The sequence below is a fragment of the Viridibacillus sp. FSL E2-0187 genome (assembly GCF_038006425.1).
Taxonomy (GTDB): domain Bacteria; phylum Bacillota; class Bacilli; order Bacillales_A; family Planococcaceae; genus Viridibacillus; species Viridibacillus arvi.
The window spans coordinates 170,181-187,683 of the sequence record NZ_JBBOVG010000002.1 but is presented as its reverse complement, the minus strand read 5'-3'; the positions used below and the strand labels follow the sequence as shown (position 1 = coordinate 187,683).

Below are 17,503 nucleotides of genomic sequence, written 5' to 3'. Positions count from 1 at the left end.
GAAAGGAAGTAACGAGCATGCCAACAAAATTTGAAGCAGGCACGTTCGATGTGATTGTAATTGGAGCAGGTCATGCAGGAGTAGAAGCTGCATATGCTGCATCAAGAATGGGTGCAAAAACACTTATGTTAACAATCAATCTTGATATGATTGCCTTTATGCCATGTAATCCATCAGTAGGTGGCCCGGCTAAAGGGATTGTTGTACGCGAAATTGACGCATTAGGCGGTGCGATGAGTAAAATTATCGATAAAACACATATTCAAATGCGTATGTTAAATACAGGTAAAGGTCCAGCAGTACGTGCTCTACGCGCACAAGCAGATAAAGTACTTTACCAACAAGAAATGAAAAAGTTACTAGAAGACGAAGAAAATCTTACAATTCACCAAGCAATGGTAGATGAATTAATCGTTGAAGACGGCGAAATAAAAGGTATCGTTACGCAAGTTGGTGCTGTTTATCATGCAAAAACAGTTATTGTTACAACAGGTACATTCCTACGTGGTGAAATCATTATTGGTGACTTGAAGTATTCAAGTGGTCCAAATAATCAGCAGCCATCTATTAAATTAGCGGATAATCTAAAAGAACTTGGCTTTGAGTTAGTACGCTTTAAAACAGGTACACCACCACGTGTTAACAGCAATACAATTGATTACAGTAAAACTGAAATTCAGCCTGGTGATACAGAGCCTCGTGCGTTTAGTTATGAAACGACTGAATATATTACAGATCAACTACCATGTTGGCTGACATATACAAGTGAAGAAACACATGAAATCATTAATGATAATCTTCATTTATCTCCAATGTATTCAGGGATGATTAAGGGTACGGGTCCGCGTTATTGCCCATCGATTGAAGATAAGGTTGTTCGATTTAGTGATAAGCCTCGTCATCAATTATTCTTAGAACCAGAAGGCCGTAATACACGTGAAGTGTATGTTCAAGGGTTATCAACAAGCTTACCTGAACATGTACAACGCAAACTGTTGGAATCGGTGCCAGGTCTAGAAAAGGCAGAAATGATGAGAGCGGGTTACGCAATCGAATACGATGCAATTGTACCAACACAATTATGGCCAACACTAGAAACTAAACGCATTGCTAACTTATATACAGCTGGTCAAATTAACGGTACTTCAGGTTATGAAGAGGCTGCTGGTCAAGGTCTAATGGCTGGAATTAACGCTGCTGCTAAAGCGCTTGGTAAAGAAGAGATGATTCTAGGACGTGCAGATGCATATATAGGTGTGTTAATCGATGACCTTGTAACAAAAGGAACAAACGAACCATATCGTCTATTAACATCTCGTGCAGAATACCGATTATTACTACGTCATGACAATGCGGATATACGTTTATCTGATCGTGCTTATGAAGCAGGTTTAATTTCCCAAGAACGTTATGAAAAATTTGATACAAAGCGTAAAAAAGTAGACAATGAAATTAAACGTCTTCGTGATACAATTTTAAAACCAGATGCTAAAACACAAGGCGTATTACGTGATTTAGGTAGTAGTGAATTAAAAGATGGTATCCGTGCAGCTGATCTATTAAAACGACCAGAAATGACGTATGAATTATTGTCAACATTATCGGAGTCACCTGTTGAGTTATCAACAGAAGAAAAAGAGCAAATTGAAATTCAGGTAAAATATGAAGGCTATATTGAAAAAGCACTTCAACAAGTAGATAAGCTAAAAAAAATGGAAAACAAAAAAATTCCAGAGAATATTGATTATGAAGCAATTTCAGGAATTGCAACTGAGGCAAAACAAAAATTAAAACAAGTAAGACCACTATCTGTTGCTCAGGCATCACGCATCTCGGGTGTAAACCCTGCTGACATTTCAATTTTACTAGTGTATATTGAACAAGGTAGAATAGCGAAATTAGCAAGTAACGAATAATTTGATAAAACCAATAGTGGCACTACATGGAAGGGGAAAATCATGAACGAAGAACAGTTTGTGCAGGCTTTAAAAGAACAAGGAATTGAGTTATCAGAGGGACAGTTAAAACAATTTCATACTTATTTTGAACTATTAGTTGAATGGAATGAGAAAATGAACTTAACTGCAATTACTGACCAGCCATCTGTTTATTTAAAGCATTTCTACGATTCTATTAGTGCTGCTTTTTATATGGATTTCGATAAAGTACAATCTATATGTGATGTAGGAGCAGGTGCAGGTTTTCCGAGTATTCCTATTAAAATCTGTTTCCCACATTTACAAGTGACAATTGTAGATTCATTAAATAAACGTATTCAATTCTTAACACATTTAAGTGAACAGCTACATTTAGATCATGTTGAATTTGTTCATTCACGTGCAGAGGATTTTGGTCAAAATCCGAAATATAGAGAACAATTTGATCTTGTAACTGCTCGTGCAGTTGCTAGATTATCAGTACTTTCTGAGTTATGTATACCGCTTGTGAAAACAAATGGTCATTTTGTTGCAATGAAAGCAGCAAGTGGTGATGAAGAGATGAAGGATGCAAAAAAAGCATTAACAGTATTAGGTGCTAAATTAGTAGATAGCTATTCATTCTTATTACCAATCGAAGATAGTGAACGTTCTATTTTTATTTTTAATAAAACAAAAATTACACCAAAGAAATATCCACGTAAGCCAGGTGTACCAAACAAGTCACCAATCCAATAATTGTTTCGTTCCACGTGAAACATAAAAGGGTTCTTACGTTTTTTATAGAAAATAACTATAATGATATGTAGAAGTTTTACTTATTGCACAATGATAGTCAAAATATAAATAGTTCTCTCCACCTTCTAACGGGCTTTTACCTATGATATTAGATGGAGAATGCTTGGAAATATCGTTAAAGGTGGTGCCAAGGGATGAAAAGTACTTTTTCACGTTTTTTTGGAAGTGGTGAGAAAGTAGAACACGACTCGAAAAATGAGGTAGAAAGTGCGGAATCGGTTGTCAAACTCCTTATTGATGAGATCCAGCCGAATCGTTATCAGCCACGTACAATTTTCGATGATTCGAAGATTGAAGAGCTTGCACGAACAATCCGTACACACGGTGTAATTCAACCAATCGTCGTTCGAAAAATGGAAGAAGGTCATTACGAAATAATTGCCGGTGAGCGTCGTTATCGCGCGATGAAAATGTTAGAGTGGACAGAAGTGCCCGCGATTGTCCGTGAAATGAACGACAAAGAAACAGCTTCAGTGGCGTTGATCGAAAACTTACAACGTGAAGAACTTACATCAATTGAGGAAGCACAGGCTTACCTAAAATTATTAGAACTTCATGGTTTAACACAAGAAGCACTTGCCCAAAGGCTTGGTAAAGGTCAGTCAACAATAGCTAATAAAATACGCTTATTAAAGCTACCTGAAGAAATCCAAATGGCTATTTTAAAAAGGGAGATTTCAGAACGTCATGCACGTGCTTTGGTACCTGTCAAAGACAAGGAATTGCAATTAGCGTTGTTACAAGAAATAATCGACAATGATTATAATGTACGACAATTGGAGCAAAGAATTGATGAAATTCTAAATCCTGCTGAAAAGCCAAAGAAAAACAAACCAACCCGTAAAGCAATTAGTAAAGACATTCGTATCGCATTAAATACAATTAGACAATCACTTACGATGGTCACAAAAACAGGTATAAATGTAGAAGCCGAAGAAGAAGAACATGATGAGTTTTACCAAATCACTGTGAAGATACCGAAAAAGAAATCATAATTTCATCTATTTTAAACTCTTGTCTAGTATTTTGGACAAGAGTTTTTTTATATATTTTTCTTTTATAATAAGAGCCTATTGTACATTTTTTTGATAGAATTAAAATTAGGTACTCAAATTAATTTAATATTGCCTATTTTTATAAAATTGATTTTGGAAAGCAGGTGCACATGTGGGTAAAACAATTGCAATCGCTAACCAGAAAGGCGGCGTAGGAAAAACTACAACATCAGTTAATCTTAGCGCTTGCCTCGCCCATTTAGGTAAAAAAGTATTAATGATTGATACAGACCCTCAAGGTAATGCAACAAGTGGAGTGGGGGTTAACAAAGGTGAAGTACATAAATGTATTTATGATGTGCTAATTGATGATGAACCAATTAAAGATGTCATTCGAGAAACAAAAGTAAACAATTTATATATAGTACCTGCTACAATTGCGTTAGCGGGAGCTGAAATAGAACTGGTATCAACAATTTCAAGAGAAGTACGGTTAAAACATGCAATAGAAGATATAAAAAATGACTATGATTACATCGTAATTGACTGTCCACCATCTCTTGGTTTATTAACAATTAATTCATTAACAGCATCTGATTCGATTCTGATTCCTGTACAATGTGAATATTACGCTTTAGAAGGATTAAGTCAGTTATTATCAACTGTACGATTAGTGCAGAAGCATTTAAATCATCAGCTAACAATTGAAGGTGTTTTATTGACGATGCTCGACGCACGTACCAATTTAGGTCTTCAAGTAATTGAAGAAGTGAAAAAGTATTTCCAAGATAAGGTGTTTAAAACAGTTATCCCGCGGAATGTCCGTTTAAGTGAAGCGCCAAGTCACGGGGAACCGATTATTGTATATGATGCAAAATCGCGTGGGGCAGAGGGGTATTTAGAGCTTGCAAGGGAAGTGATTAAAAATGGCTAAAGGTCTAGGAAAGGGAATTAACGCATTATTCCCAGGTGAATCTTTATCTAGTAATGAAACAATAGAGCATTTGGCATTAACAGAGTTACGGGCAAATCCATATCAACCTCGAAGAATTTTTGATGAATCCGCAATCGAGGAATTGGCAATATCCATTAAAGAACATGGCGTTTTGCAACCAATTATTGCTCGTAAACGAGTTAACTTTTATGAAATTGTTGTCGGTGAAAGAAGATTTAGGGCTTCTAAACTTGCAGGGTTAACAGAAATTCCAGTTGTTGTCCGAGAAATGGATGATCAGCAGATGATGGAGTTAGCAATTCTTGAGAATTTACAACGTGAAGACTTAACCCCAATTGAAGAGGCTGAGGCTTATACAAATCTAATGGATAACTTAAACTTAACGCAGGAACAGTTGGCAGCTAGGTTAGGGAAAAGTCGTCCACATATTGCGAACCATGTTCGACTGCTGGCATTACCGGAAGATGTACGTATTCTTTTATCAGAAGGTAAAATCACAATGGGGCATGGTCGTGCATTGCTAGGTTTGAAAAGAAGAAAATTAATATCACAAGTAACCGAAAAAGTGCTAACCCAGCATTTGAACGTTCGCCAGTTAGAGGCATTAGTACAATCTATGAATGACAATGTTTCACGTGAAACAAAGAAGAAAGTGAAAAAAGATATTTTTATTGCCGAAAAGGAATCACAGCTACGTGATTATTTTGGTACGAACGTGACAATTAAAGAATCAAAAAACAAAGGGAAAATTGAAATTGAATTTTTCTCTGCTGATGATTTAGAACGTATATTAGAATTACTCGAAGATTGAGAGGATTTCATTTGGTTCTATTAGGTACAGCAATAAATGCATTGTTAATTGTAATTGGTACATTAATTGGTAGATTGTTACAGAGGATACCTGATAATACAAAAGAGACAGTGATGAGTATAATAGGCCTGGCAGTTGCGGTATTGGGTATTCAAATGGGCATACAAAGCGAGAATTTTATCATCATTATTGTTAGCCTTGTGTTTGGTGCGATACTTGGAGAATGGATTGATCTAGATAAACAATTAAATCGTCTAGGTCAGTTTATGGAAAAGAAATTAGGAAACAAGGCTAAAGGTGGGAATATTTCACAAGGCTTTGTTAATGCTACTCTTATCTTTGTTATCGGCTCAATGGCTATTATAGGTGCGTTAGATAGTGGCCTACGTAATGATCACTCTGTTTTAATAACAAAAGGTATTATTGATGGTTTTACAGCGGTTATTTTAGCTTCAACACTAGGGATAGGAGTTATGTTATCTGCTGTTCCTGTATTTTTGTATCAAGGTATTATTGCTGTTTTTGCAGGACAAATTAGTCAATTTATACCTGATGCTGCACTACAAATGTTCATTCAAGAAATGACAGCAACAGGTGGAGTTATGATTCTCGCAATAGGTCTTAATTTAGTAGGCTTAACAAAAATCCGCGTGGCCAACTTACTTCCGGGAATACTCGTTGTGGCCATCGCGGTTATGTTCATGTACCTTTTTTAAAGAATAACGACTCCAAGCCAAAAATAGGGCACGTGAAATTTGTTGGCTCATTTCGTACGTAACATGTAAACGAGTATTTTGTAAAACTGCATGCTCCATAAATCCCCCAATGTTGACTATGCCTTTTATAGACATATCGCCAATAGGGGGGAGCTCCTTCTTCACAGCTTTGCCGGGCAGTAAAGGTCCCTCATGTACAATAATTTCCCCAATGCGCTGTTGTGAACCAAGACAAGCATCAATGGCAACTACAAACGGCTTTATTTCATGGGTAGATAAATTATCAACTGTATCTGTTAGATTAAGTGCATGAAGAGGTTTTTCTAAGGTCCCAATAATGTCATAAGGAAATGAAACATACTGTTTTAAAAAACTGCCGGCTAATGGTCCGAGAGAGTCTCCAGTAGAGCGATCGGTTCCAATACAGCAAAATACAAGATTTTCGTGATGAAATGGTATATGCTCTAAAAGGAAAGAGCTCAACCTCCAAATGGCACCTGATTCTTTATAATGAAGAACATGTGAAAATGGTTGATTCGAAGTTATAAGCATTCAGAATCTCTCTTTCTTTTTTCAGCATTATACGCATAACGAGAATTTTTTATGCAAGAGGAGCGTCAAAATTGGAAAATATGTATAACAAGTTTATGGCAACTTTGACTAGTGAAGACATGTGGATAGGTGTTGGTCTTGCTACAATAAAAATCACAGCAATCACAATATTATCAATGGTTGTTGTACGTGTAGCTAAAATGGCTATTCGTAAAGGCTTTGAAATCCGTATGAAAGCGCCAGCCCCGTTACAACCAGCATCTGAAAGACGATATCGAACTATTTTGAGACTGGTACAAAGCATTGTTTCATATGTAGTTTATTTTTCGGCGATTTTAGCGATATTATCAGCTGTAAATATAGATGTTAAAGGGCTTTTAGCAGGTGCCGGAATCGTAGGTTTAGCAGTCGGGTTTGGTGCACAAAGCTTAGTGAAAGACGTCATCACGGGGTTCTTCATTATTTTTGAAGATCAGTTTGGTGTTGGTGACTATATTAAAATTACTTCAGTAGAAGGTACTGTACTCGAAATTGGGTTACGCACAACTAAAATTAAAGGTGCTGCTGGAGAGATTAATATTGTTCCAAATGGTTCAATCACTGATGTTGTAAACTATTCTATAAATAACTCAATTGCTATTATTGATGTAAGTGTTGCTTATAGCTCAGATATTGCAAAAGCAGAGCGCTTGATAGAGGAATATCTTAAAGAACTACCAAAAAAACATGAAGAAATAACTGCGCCTCCTACATTATTAGGTGTACAAAATGTCGTAGGTGCAGAAGTTTCTCTTCGTATTTCAGTGGAGACATTACCAATGCAACATTTTGCAATATCACGTATGGTTCGTCGTGATGTAAAAGAAATTTTCGATCGAAATCGTATTGAAATTCCTTATCCTAAAATGATGGTTTATGAAAGAGATAATAATCAAACATTTAACGAAGAAGGAGAATGATGATGGAAGCAAAAAAGTTTGAGCTAGGCGATGTTGTAGAAATGAAAAAACAACACCCTTGTGGAACAAACGAGTGGAAAATTATCCGAATGGGTGCAGATATTAGGATTAAATGCGAAGGTTGTCAGCATAGCGTTATGATTCCACGAAGAGAATTTGAAAAAAAGTTAAAGAAAATATTAATTCCTGCTAATCCAGTAATAGAAGAGCAAAATTAGACTTTTACTAGATGAGTCTCTATAATTAACAAGTCGTGTAAATAGAATAGTGTTTATGAAAAATTGAAAGGTTGTGAAAAGAATGGCTTTAACAGCTGGCATCGTAGGTTTACCGAACGTAGGTAAATCAACATTGTTTAATGCAATTACAAAAGCAGGAGCAGAATCTGCAAACTACCCATTCTGTACGATTGATCCAAACGTAGGAATCGTTGAAGTACCAGATAATCGTCTTCAAAAATTAACGGAATTAGTAGAACCGAAGAAGACTGTACCAACAGCTTTTGAATTTACTGATATTGCCGGAATTGTAAAAGGCGCTAGTAAAGGTGAAGGTCTTGGTAACAAGTTCTTAGCACACATTCGTGAAGTAGATGCAATTACACAAGTAGTTCGTTGTTTCGCTGACGATAATATCACACATGTATCAGGTAAAGTAGATCCAATCGAAGATATCGAAGTTATTAACCTTGAGTTAATTCTTGCAGATTTAGAAGCAGTTGAAAAACGTCTATCTCGTGTTGAAAAGTTAGCAAAACAAAAAGATAAAGATGCAATGGTAGAAGCACCAATTTTAACTCGTTTAAAAGAGGCTTTTGAAGACGAAAAACCTGGTCGCTCAATTGACTTTACTGAAGAAGAATTTAAAATCGTTAAAGGATTCCACTTACTGACTGTAAAACCTATGCTATACGTAGCAAACGTTTCTGAAGATGAAGTAGCGAATGCTGATGACAATGAATACGTACAAAAAGTACGCGAATATGCAAAAGCTGAAGGCGCAGAAGTGATTGTTATTTGTGCGAAAATCGAAGAAGAAATTGCAGAACTTGATGACGAAGAAAAAGCAATGTTCCTTGAAGAGCTAGGTATCGAAGAATCTGGTTTAGACCAATTAATTCGTGCAGCCTACAATCTACTTGGACTAGCAACTTACTTCACAGCAGGTGTACAAGAAGTACGTGCATGGACATTCCGTAAAGGTATGAAAGCACCACAATGTGCTGGTGTTATCCACTCTGACTTTGAACGTGGGTTTATCCGTGCAGAAACAGTTGCTTATGAGGATTTAATGGAACACGGCTCAATGACTGCAGCCAAAGAAGCAGGTAAAGTACGTCAAGAAGGTAAAGAATACATCGTACAAGATGGCGATGTTATGTTATTCCGCTTCAACGTATAATATATAAACAAAAGACAGTGCTGGTTGCATCCGGCACTGTCTTTTTTACTTTAATATGTTTTGTTTTTGTACAAGTATAATCTAGGGAAATCAGGGTCATCTTTTACCCAATATGTATTTGGATATTTACGAAGTGCGAAATACATAGCAAAATCCCCAACTGCACCAGCAATTAACCAAGCTCCTAATACAACAAGCATCGTACTATTAAAGTAGAGACCAAAAGCAGCCGGAATCACACCGGTTGTCCAAAATGGTAGTAGAAGTGCTTTTTTCATTGCCTTATTACAAATAGGCTCTTTCGTTGTTGCGTAGGCGACACCCATCTTCAAATTTACACCGTAATCCAGTGAGCGAAAAGGTACTTTACCGAAAATCATAAAACCAATTAAATGAAAAATTTCATGTAACACAATTAAAATAATATAATATACGATAAATAATATAATACTTAAAAGTGAGAAGTGTAGTTCCAATACTTTATGGATCCAACCATTTAGAAGAATAAGTCCGATCATTAAGCCAACAGTCATAATAATGTTTTGCCAAGCTATTTTTTTTAAATCTAGCTCAATAATTGAAGGTTCTTCATGTTCTATCAAATTTATCACCTCTAACCTAAGTATAATGGAAATCACTTGGAAATGTATAGGGATGAAGGTTGCTATATTCAAATTAATGTGCTACAATTCACTGATGTGAGTAATAAATTTACTTGCTCCTTGCCCACTGCAACTAGTCGGGCCAAAGTCCATAAGGAGGTGCTTATAGATGAAAAAGTACGAATTAATGTACATCATTCGCCCAAACATTGAAGAAGATGCGAAGAAGGCTCTTGTAGAACGCTTCAACGATATCTTAACTTCAAACGGCGCTGAAGTCATCGAATCAAAAGAGTGGGGCAAACGCCGCTTAGCTTACGAAATCAATGATTTCCGTGAAGGTTTCTACCAAATCGTGAAAATCAACGCTGACGCTAAAGCTATCAACGAATACACTCGTCTTGCTAACATTAGCGAAGACATTATTCGCCACATTGCAGTTCGCGAAGAAGAAAAATAATTTTAATTTATAAAAATCGCAGATAAAGGAGGTTGTATTCTGATGATTAACCGAGTCGTATTAGTCGGAAGACTAACAAAAGATCCGGAACTTCGCTATACACCAAGTGGCGCAGCTGTTGCTCGCTTTACAATCGCTGTAAATAGAACATTTGCTAACCAACAAGGTGAAAAACAAGCGGACTTTATTAACTGTGTTGTTTGGCGTAAACAAGCTGAAAATACTGCTAACTTCTTGAAAAAAGGAAGCCTAGCAGGCATAGAAGGCCGTATCCAAACAGGTAGTTATGAAGGACAGGATGGTAAACGTGTTTACACAACTGAAGTTGTTGCAGATAGCGTGCAGTTCTTAGAGCCGCGCGGTGCTGCAGGAGATCGTTCGCAAGGACAGCAACAGTACGGTGGACAACCATCATATGGTGGTGAACAATCGTACGGCCAAGCTCCACAACAAAACAACTATCAGCAACAACCATCTTATCAACAGAATCAATCACCTAGTCAGCAAAACTATACGCGTGTAGATGAAGATCCATTTGCTAACAACAATGGTGGTCCAATCGAAGTTTCTGAAGATGACTTACCATTCTAAGTAAAAATCCATTGCACGCAATATATACCAATATACTTAAGGAGGCGACAATACTATGGCACCACGTAGAGGAGGCCGCAAACGCCGTAAAGTTTGCTATTTCACTTCTAACAACATCAAACACATCGACTATAAAGATGTAGATTTGTTGAAAAAATTCATCTCTGAGCGCGGAAAAATTCTTCCACGCCGTGTAACTGGTACTAGCGCAAAATACCAACGTAAACTTACTGCTTCAATCAAAGTTTCTCGTATTATGGGCTTACTTCCATTCAGCACAGAAGAAAGATAATAACTTTCTAAAGACCGGGTAACCGGTCTTTTTTTTTTTACAAAAATAATACCTTCTGCGACTTAATCTCTATAATAGTTAAACGTACCGCATAAAATATCTCCATGGTACACCCCACAATCCGCAAAAGTATAGCCTAGCGCTTTTTTGTTCATGAACATGAAACATGGTACAATAATAAGATGAAATAAAAGATTGTCTTTTGGAAAAAGGAAGGTTATAGATGCCTAAAAATAAAACGCAACAACTGACACAAGGGGCGATGATGGCCGTAATATTTACAGCCCTTTTAGCGATTACTTCATATATTCCTATATTATCTTTGGTAACCATTTGGTTTATTTCTTTTCCAATTGCTTGGTATAGTGCAATGTATGATCGCAAAGCGTCAATGATAGTAGCTGTTGTTAGTATAGGAGTCTCTATACTTGTTACGGGTATTATGTCTCTGCCACTTGCTATTATTTTCTGTCTTGCAGGATTTTTAATTGGCGATACACTTCGTATGAAAAAAAGCAAAGTTTATTTATTTATGACTACAGGTATTAGTGTATTACTATCTATGGCAATTATGTATGTTATCTCGGTTAAGTTATTCAATGTAGATAGTTTGAAGATTATGTTGGAGATAGCCAGAGAAAGCTATGAAAGATCAAATGAATTGGCTAAGACTATGCCGGGTGTTAAAGCGCTGACTGTTGAACAGTTAGAGCAGATGTTTGATTTAGTCACTATGGTAATGCCTACTATGATTACGATGTCTGTATTCATGATCACTTTTATTATCATTACAGTTAATTTACCGTTATTAAAACGTTTTGGAATAACTGTTCCAAAATTTGCACCATTTAAAGACCTTCAATTGCCTAGATCGGTCTTATGGTACTATATGCTAGTTTTAATAGTGACATTATTTATAAAACCCGAAAGTGGTTCTTTTGCTGATATGGCTTTTTTGAATCTGTCATTTATACTTAGCACATTACTGCTGTTACAAGGGATTTCATTTATTCACTACTATGTACATGAGCAAGAATGGCCTAAATGGATTGCAATAGTAAGCACTATTTTAGCGTTACCTTTATACTCATTTGTTACGCTACTTGGTATTGTGGATTTAGGATTTAATATTCGTGCGCTTGTAACCGGAACGCCGAGAAAATAAGGAGCTGAATTCTATGGGTACTTTGTTCAGAAAAAGACCAATTCGATATCCTCTTTTAATTCTGTCTCTTCTTAGTGTAGCAAGCGTAATTGCATGTATAATGTGGAATCCGTTCATTGGTATTGCTTATGGTGTTGTAGTGATTTTGGCTTTAATATCGACTTGGAAAACGGAAAAAACAACCTATGAAGAAACAGAAAAGCACATTGAAACTCTCTCATATCGTATGAAAAAAGTAGGGGAAGAGGCCTTGCTTGAAATGCCTATTGGTATCATTTTAATTGATACTCAATATATGATTGAATGGTCGAATCCATATATGCTAGGTATTTTAGATGTAGACACATTAATGGGCGAGGAAATTTTTACACTCTCAGAGGATCTCTATACATTAATAAAACATGATGAAAAGCATGAGATGAATGTCACACTTAAGGATCGTAAGTATCGAGCATTTTATAAACCCGAAGAAAGGTTATTATATTTCTTTGATATAACAGAGCAGGTAGAAATTGAAACGCTATACTATGAAGATCGTTCGGTAATAGCTGTTCTCTTTGTCGATAACTATGATGAAATTACACAAGGTATGGACGATCAAAATCGTAGCCAAACAAATTCACTTATTACATCACTTATTAATAATTGGGGCACACAATATGGTATTTTCATAAAACGTATTTCAACGGATCGTTTTATAGCGATATTAAATGAATCCATTTTACAAGAAATCGAGAAGAAGAAATTCTCCATTTTAGATGATATTCGTGAAACTACTGCAAAACAAAGTTTATCTTTAACATTAAGTATTGGTGTCGGTACTGGCTCACAATCACTTATAGAACTTGGTGAACTAGCGCAATCTAGTTTAGATCTTGTTTTAGGGCGCGGCGGTGACCAAGTTGCAATCAAGCAACCCAATGGTAAAGTGAAATTTTACGGTGGTAAAACAAACCCGGTTGAAAAGCGTACTAGAGTACGTGCGCGCGTTATTTCTCATGCACTGCGTGATTTAATCCAGGACAGTGATCAAGTATTCGTAATGGGACATAAAATGCCCGATATGGACGCCATAGGAGCAGCCATTGGAGTTCGTAAAATGGCTCAGATGAATAAAATTGATGGTTATGTCGTTATGGATTTTGATCAAATTGATAATAGCATTATCCGCTTAATGAATGTGGTCAAGGAAAAGTCAGACCTCTATGATCGATTTATTACTCCAGAGGAAGCATTATCAAAAATTACCGATAAGTCATTATTAGTCGTTGTTGATACACATAAGCCATCGATGACTATTGAAGAGAAATTAATAAATAAGGCTGAAAAGGTCGTCGTAATTGACCACCATCGACGTGGAGAAGAGTTTGTAAAAAACCCGATGCTTGTCTATATGGAACCTTATGCGTCATCTACAGCGGAGCTGGTAACAGAATTATTAGAGTATCAGCCAAAAAATGATAAAATAACAATGTTGGAGGCAACGGCTCTTCTAGCAGGCATTATTGTCGATACAAAAAGTTTTACTTTACGTACTGGAGCGCGTACGTTTGAAGCAGCGTCGTATTTACGTACAAACGGAGCAGATACAATCTTAGTACAACGTATATTGAAGGAAGATATCAATACGTATATTGAACGTTCTAAAATTGTTCAAACAGCGGAGTTTGTACATCAAGGGTTGGCTATAGCACGTGGGGATAATGACAAGATTTATAACTCAGTTTTACTTGCACAAACAGCAGATATATTATTAACAATGAAAGATATTTCTGCATCATTTGTAGTTGCTCATCGTCATGATGGAGTCATTGGTATTAGTGCGCGTTCGCTAGGAGAGATTAACGTCCAGCTTGTAATGGAAGAGCTTGGCGGTGGTGGGCACTTAACAAATGCTGCATGCCAATTAGACGTAGCAACAATCGATGAGGCTATTAAAATGTTAAAAGAAGCAATAGAGGTTGTATTAGAAGGGAGTTCGGAATCATGAAAGTAGTATTCTTAAAAGACGTTAAAGGTAAAGGTAAAAAAGGTGAAATCAAAAATGTAGCTGATGGTTATGCACATAACTTCTTATTAAAAAATAATCTAGCTGTTGAAGCAAACCAAGCTGCAATTAGCCAATTAGATGGGCAAAAGAAAAAAGCCGCAAAAGATGCTGCCGCTGAATTAGCTGCTGCACAAGATTTAAAAGCAAAAATTGAAGAATTAACGGTTATACTAAAAGCAAAATCTGGTGAGGGTGGCCGTTTATTTGGTGCGGTAACTACAAAACAAATTGCAGACGGTTTAAATAAACAACATGGTATCAAAATTGATAAACGTAAAATGGAATTAGCAGACGCTATTCGTGCACTAGGATTTACAAATGTACCAGTGAAGCTACATCATGAAGTGACAGCTACACTGAAAGTACATGTTACAGAAGAAGCGTAAGGAGAGACATATATGAACGATCCATTATTGGAACGAGTTCCGCCTCATAATCTTGAAGCTGAACAATCTGTCATAGGAGCCATTTTTCTTGAACCACAATCACTCATAACGGCTTCAGAAATTCTTCTTGAAGATGATTTCTATAGATCTGCGCATGTTAAAATCTTCTCGACGATGTTGCGTCTAAGCGATCAAGGTAAAGCAATAGACGTCGTTACAGTGACAGAGGAACTTTCCAATCATAATGAGTTAGAAGACATAGGAGGCATTTCTTATTTAACGGAACTTGCCAATGCTGTACCAACAGCAGCCAATGTCGCTTATTATGCACAAATCGTTTCAGAGAAGGCTTTACTACGCCGCTTAATTAGAGTAGCAACGAAAATTGTAGAAGATGGTTATACACGTGAAGATGAAGTAGATGCACTCTTAGCAGAAGCTGAACGTAAAATGATGGAAGTGGCAAGCCGCAAAAACGCAGGCGACTTTAAGCCTGTGAAGGATGTACTTGTCCAAACATATGAAAACATTGAACAGTTACAACACCGAAAAGGTGACGTTACAGGTATTCCTACTGGATTCCGTGATTTGGATCGTCTAACAGCAGGGTTCCAACGTGGGGATTTAATCATTGTAGCAGCGCGACCTTCAGTTGGGAAAACAGCATTTGCTTTGAATGTTGCACAAAACGTAGGAACAAAGACATCTGAAAATGTTGCTATATTCTCACTCGAAATGGGTGCAGAACAGTTAGTTATGCGTATGATATGTGCAGAAGGTAACATTGATGCACAAGTATTACGAACTGGTGCGTTAAATGTTGAAGATTGGCGCAAACTAACAATGGCAATGGGCAGTTTATCTAAGGCTGGCATTTTCATTGACGATACACCAGGTGTACGTATTAATGAAATACGAGCAAAGTGTCGCCGTTTAAAACAAGAACATGGACTGGGCATGATTTTAATTGACTATTTGCAGCTTATTCAAGGCAGTGGTAGTGGACGCGAAAACCGTCAACAAGAAGTATCCGAAATCTCACGCTCTCTCAAAGCATTAGCACGTGAATTAGAAGTACCTGTTATTGCTTTATCTCAGCTGTCGCGTGGCGTTGAACAACGTCAAGATAAACGACCAATGATGAGTGATTTACGTGAATCCGGAAGTATTGAGCAAGATGCCGATATCGTTTCTTTCCTATATCGTGAAGATTATTACGATAAAGAAACGGAAGATGCTAATACGATTGAAATTATTGTAGCCAAGCAACGTAATGGTCCAACAGATACGGTTAAACTTGCGTTCGTTAAAGAACATAACAAATTTGTTAGTGTCGATTGGTCGCAGCATGAGCCAGCTGGAGGATACTAGAGTATATGAAACACGAACGTTAAATTACTATATATAATAGTGCGTTCGTGTTTTTGTTTGTTTTTGATTGACTATTGCCTTTTCAGTTGATACAATTATCGTGTTTGATTCAGGATGCTTGAAAGCGTCTGACGGAGGTGCTGGTAATGACATCAGTAGTAGTAGTGGGAACTCAATGGGGAGATGAAGGTAAAGGTAAAATCACCGACTTCCTATCAAAAAAAGCAGAAGCAATTGCTCGTTATGCGGGTGGAGACAATGCGGGCCATACGATAAAATTTGATGGTGAGACGTACAAGTTACACTTAATTCCATCGGGTATTTTCTATAAAGATAAGATTTCAGTTATCGGTAATGGTTTAGTTGTAAACCCTAAATCCATCGTAACGGAATTGAAATATTTACAAGAGAGAGGCGTAAGCACTGAAAATCTTCGTATCTCTAACCGTGCACACATTATTCTTCCTTATCATATTAAACAAGATATTGTAGATGAAGAAAGCCGTGGAGACAACAAAATTGGGACAACTGCTAAAGGTATCGGACCTTGCTATCAAGATAAAGTAGCACGTATCGGAATCCGTATGGCAGACTTATTGGACCGCGAAGTATTTGAGCATAAACTACGTGAAAACTTGGCTCTTAAAAATCGCCTTTTTGAGAAGTTTTATGAAACAGAAGGGTTAAATTTTGACGATATCTTTGAGGAATACTATGGTTATGGTCAAGAAATCGCTAAATATGTAACAGACACTTCAAAAATTTTAAATGATGTTCTTGATGAAGGTGGTCGCGTATTATTTGAAGGCGCACAAGGTGTTATGCTTGATGTCGATCAAGGAACATATCCATTTGTAACTTCTTCAAACCCAGTAGCTGGAGGCGTGACAATTGGTGCCGGAGTTGGGCCATCTAGAGATATGCGCGTTATAGGGGTTTGTAAAGCTTATACATCTCGTGTTGGTGACGGACCATTCCCAACCGAATTATTTGATGAAGTAGGTCACCAAATCCGTGAAGTTGGTCGCGAATATGGTACGACTACAGGTCGTCCACGTCGTGTTGGTTGGTTTGATAGCGTAGTAGTACGTCACTCACGTCGAGTAAGTGGTATTACAGATTTATCGTTAAACTCAATCGATGTATTATCAGGTCTTGAAACAGTTAAAATATGTACAGCTTATAAATACAATGGTCAAGTACTGACAGAATATCCTGCTAACCTTCACATTATTGAACAATGTGAACCAGTGTATGAAGAACTTCCAGGTTGGTCTGAAGATGTTACAGGCTGCAGAACGCTAGAAGAATTACCAGTGAACGCTCGTCGCTATGTTGAGCGCGTTAGTGAACTAGCTGGCATTCAAATTGCTACATTCTCAGTAGGTCCAGACCGTGATCAAACAAATGTCCTTGTAGACGTTTGGGGAGAATAAGCATAAATTAATAAAAAGATAAAAAG

19 protein-coding genes are annotated in these 17,503 nt (G+C 37.0%); 17 read left to right on the top strand and 2 right to left on the bottom strand.

What is annotated here, in order from left to right:
* Window positions 1–17: 17 nt before the first annotated feature.
* From mnmG to MHH85_RS20030, 6 genes are all read left to right on the top strand, one after another.
* A complete protein-coding gene (mnmG, locus tag MHH85_RS20055) occupies window positions 18–1,916 on the top strand; it encodes a tRNA uridine-5-carboxymethylaminomethyl(34) synthesis enzyme MnmG (RefSeq protein ID WP_340708308.1) in 1,899 nt (632 codons plus the stop codon).
* Window positions 1,917–1,958: 42 nt separating this feature from the next.
* Complete coding sequence (gene rsmG / locus MHH85_RS20050) at window positions 1,959–2,675, top strand: 16S rRNA (guanine(527)-N(7))-methyltransferase RsmG (RefSeq protein WP_340708307.1); 717 nt, start codon at window positions 1,959–1,961, stop codon at window positions 2,673–2,675.
* 194 nt (window positions 2,676–2,869) lie between these two features.
* Window positions 2,870–3,730 carry a nucleoid occlusion protein gene (gene noc, locus MHH85_RS20045; RefSeq protein ID WP_053418420.1) on the top strand — a complete coding sequence of 287 codons (861 nt, stop codon included), beginning with the start codon at window positions 2,870–2,872 and terminating at the stop codon, window positions 3,728–3,730.
* A 172-nt stretch (window positions 3,731–3,902) separates the two neighbouring features.
* Window positions 3,903–4,664, top strand: coding sequence for a ParA family protein (locus tag MHH85_RS20040; RefSeq protein ID WP_340708306.1), 762 nt, complete (start codon window positions 3,903–3,905; stop codon window positions 4,662–4,664).
* Entirely contained in the window at window positions 4,657–5,496 is an 840-nt protein-coding gene (locus tag MHH85_RS20035) for a ParB/RepB/Spo0J family partition protein (protein ID WP_193737897.1), read from the top strand. Before MHH85_RS20040 ends, MHH85_RS20035 begins: the two co-directional genes overlap by 8 nt.
* A gap of 11 nt (window positions 5,497–5,507) precedes the next feature.
* Complete coding sequence (locus tag MHH85_RS20030; RefSeq protein ID WP_193737898.1) at window positions 5,508–6,212, top strand: DUF554 domain-containing protein; 705 nt, start codon at window positions 5,508–5,510, stop codon at window positions 6,210–6,212.
* Here the strand turns inward: MHH85_RS20030 and yyaC are convergent.
* Complete coding sequence (gene yyaC / locus MHH85_RS20025; RefSeq protein ID WP_193737899.1) at window positions 6,156–6,764, bottom strand: spore protease YyaC; 609 nt, start codon at window positions 6,762–6,764, stop codon at window positions 6,156–6,158. The two genes, MHH85_RS20030 and yyaC, sit on opposite strands and share 57 nt — an antisense overlap.
* A gap of 80 nt (window positions 6,765–6,844) precedes the next feature.
* Between yyaC and MHH85_RS20020 the strand changes: the two genes are divergently transcribed.
* From MHH85_RS20020 to ychF, 3 genes are all read left to right on the top strand, one after another.
* A complete protein-coding gene (locus MHH85_RS20020; protein WP_193741110.1) occupies window positions 6,845–7,723 on the top strand; it encodes a mechanosensitive ion channel family protein in 879 nt (292 codons plus the stop codon).
* 2 nt (window positions 7,724–7,725) lie between these two features.
* Complete coding sequence (locus MHH85_RS20015; RefSeq protein WP_340708305.1) at window positions 7,726–7,941, top strand: DUF951 domain-containing protein; 216 nt, start codon at window positions 7,726–7,728, stop codon at window positions 7,939–7,941.
* 82 nt (window positions 7,942–8,023) lie between these two features.
* Window positions 8,024–9,124: a redox-regulated ATPase YchF gene (gene ychF, locus MHH85_RS20010; protein ID WP_340708304.1), complete on the top strand. Its 1,101-nt coding sequence runs from the start codon at window positions 8,024–8,026 to the stop codon at window positions 9,122–9,124.
* 50 nt (window positions 9,125–9,174) lie between these two features.
* Here ychF and MHH85_RS20005 read toward each other — a convergent pair whose 3' ends face one another.
* Window positions 9,175–9,726: a DUF3267 domain-containing protein gene (locus tag MHH85_RS20005; RefSeq protein WP_340708303.1), complete on the bottom strand. Its 552-nt coding sequence runs from the start codon at window positions 9,724–9,726 to the stop codon at window positions 9,175–9,177.
* 169 nt (window positions 9,727–9,895) lie between these two features.
* On the opposite strand from MHH85_RS20005, the gene rpsF reads away from it, so the two are divergent.
* The 8 genes from rpsF to MHH85_RS19965 all read left to right on the top strand — a co-directional run bounded on the left by rpsF (window position 9,896) and on the right by MHH85_RS19965 (window position 17,477).
* The gene (rpsF, locus tag MHH85_RS20000) at window positions 9,896–10,186 is read left to right on the top strand and encodes a 30S ribosomal protein S6 (RefSeq protein ID WP_193737901.1); all 291 of its coding nucleotides are present in this window, start codon (window positions 9,896–9,898) and stop codon (window positions 10,184–10,186) included.
* Window positions 10,187–10,228: 42 nt separating this feature from the next.
* Window positions 10,229–10,777 (top strand): single-stranded DNA-binding protein, encoded by a 549-nt coding sequence (gene ssb / locus MHH85_RS19995; protein ID WP_053418427.1) that lies wholly within the window; start codon window positions 10,229–10,231, stop codon window positions 10,775–10,777.
* Between the two features lie 55 nt (window positions 10,778–10,832).
* On the top strand, window positions 10,833–11,069 hold the full coding sequence (gene rpsR, locus MHH85_RS19990; protein ID WP_038178800.1) for a 30S ribosomal protein S18: 237 nt from the start codon (window positions 10,833–10,835) through the stop codon (window positions 11,067–11,069).
* Window positions 11,070–11,292: 223 nt separating this feature from the next.
* Window positions 11,293–12,234, top strand: a complete 942-nt coding sequence (locus MHH85_RS19985; RefSeq protein WP_340708302.1) for a YybS family protein — start codon at window positions 11,293–11,295, stop codon at window positions 12,232–12,234.
* Window positions 12,235–12,247: 13 nt separating this feature from the next.
* Window positions 12,248–14,224: a DHH family phosphoesterase gene (locus MHH85_RS19980; protein WP_193737903.1), complete on the top strand. Its 1,977-nt coding sequence runs from the start codon at window positions 12,248–12,250 to the stop codon at window positions 14,222–14,224.
* A complete protein-coding gene (rplI, locus tag MHH85_RS19975) occupies window positions 14,221–14,670 on the top strand; it encodes a 50S ribosomal protein L9 (RefSeq protein ID WP_053418430.1) in 450 nt (149 codons plus the stop codon). The genes MHH85_RS19980 and rplI overlap by 4 nt, the downstream gene beginning before the upstream one ends.
* Before the next feature lie 12 nt (window positions 14,671–14,682).
* Window positions 14,683–16,041, top strand: coding sequence for a replicative DNA helicase (gene dnaB / locus MHH85_RS19970; RefSeq protein ID WP_038178807.1), 1,359 nt, complete (start codon window positions 14,683–14,685; stop codon window positions 16,039–16,041).
* A gap of 146 nt (window positions 16,042–16,187) precedes the next feature.
* Entirely contained in the window at window positions 16,188–17,477 is a 1,290-nt protein-coding gene (locus MHH85_RS19965; protein WP_193737905.1) for an adenylosuccinate synthase, read from the top strand.
* The last annotated feature ends 26 nt before the right edge of the window (window positions 17,478–17,503 follow it).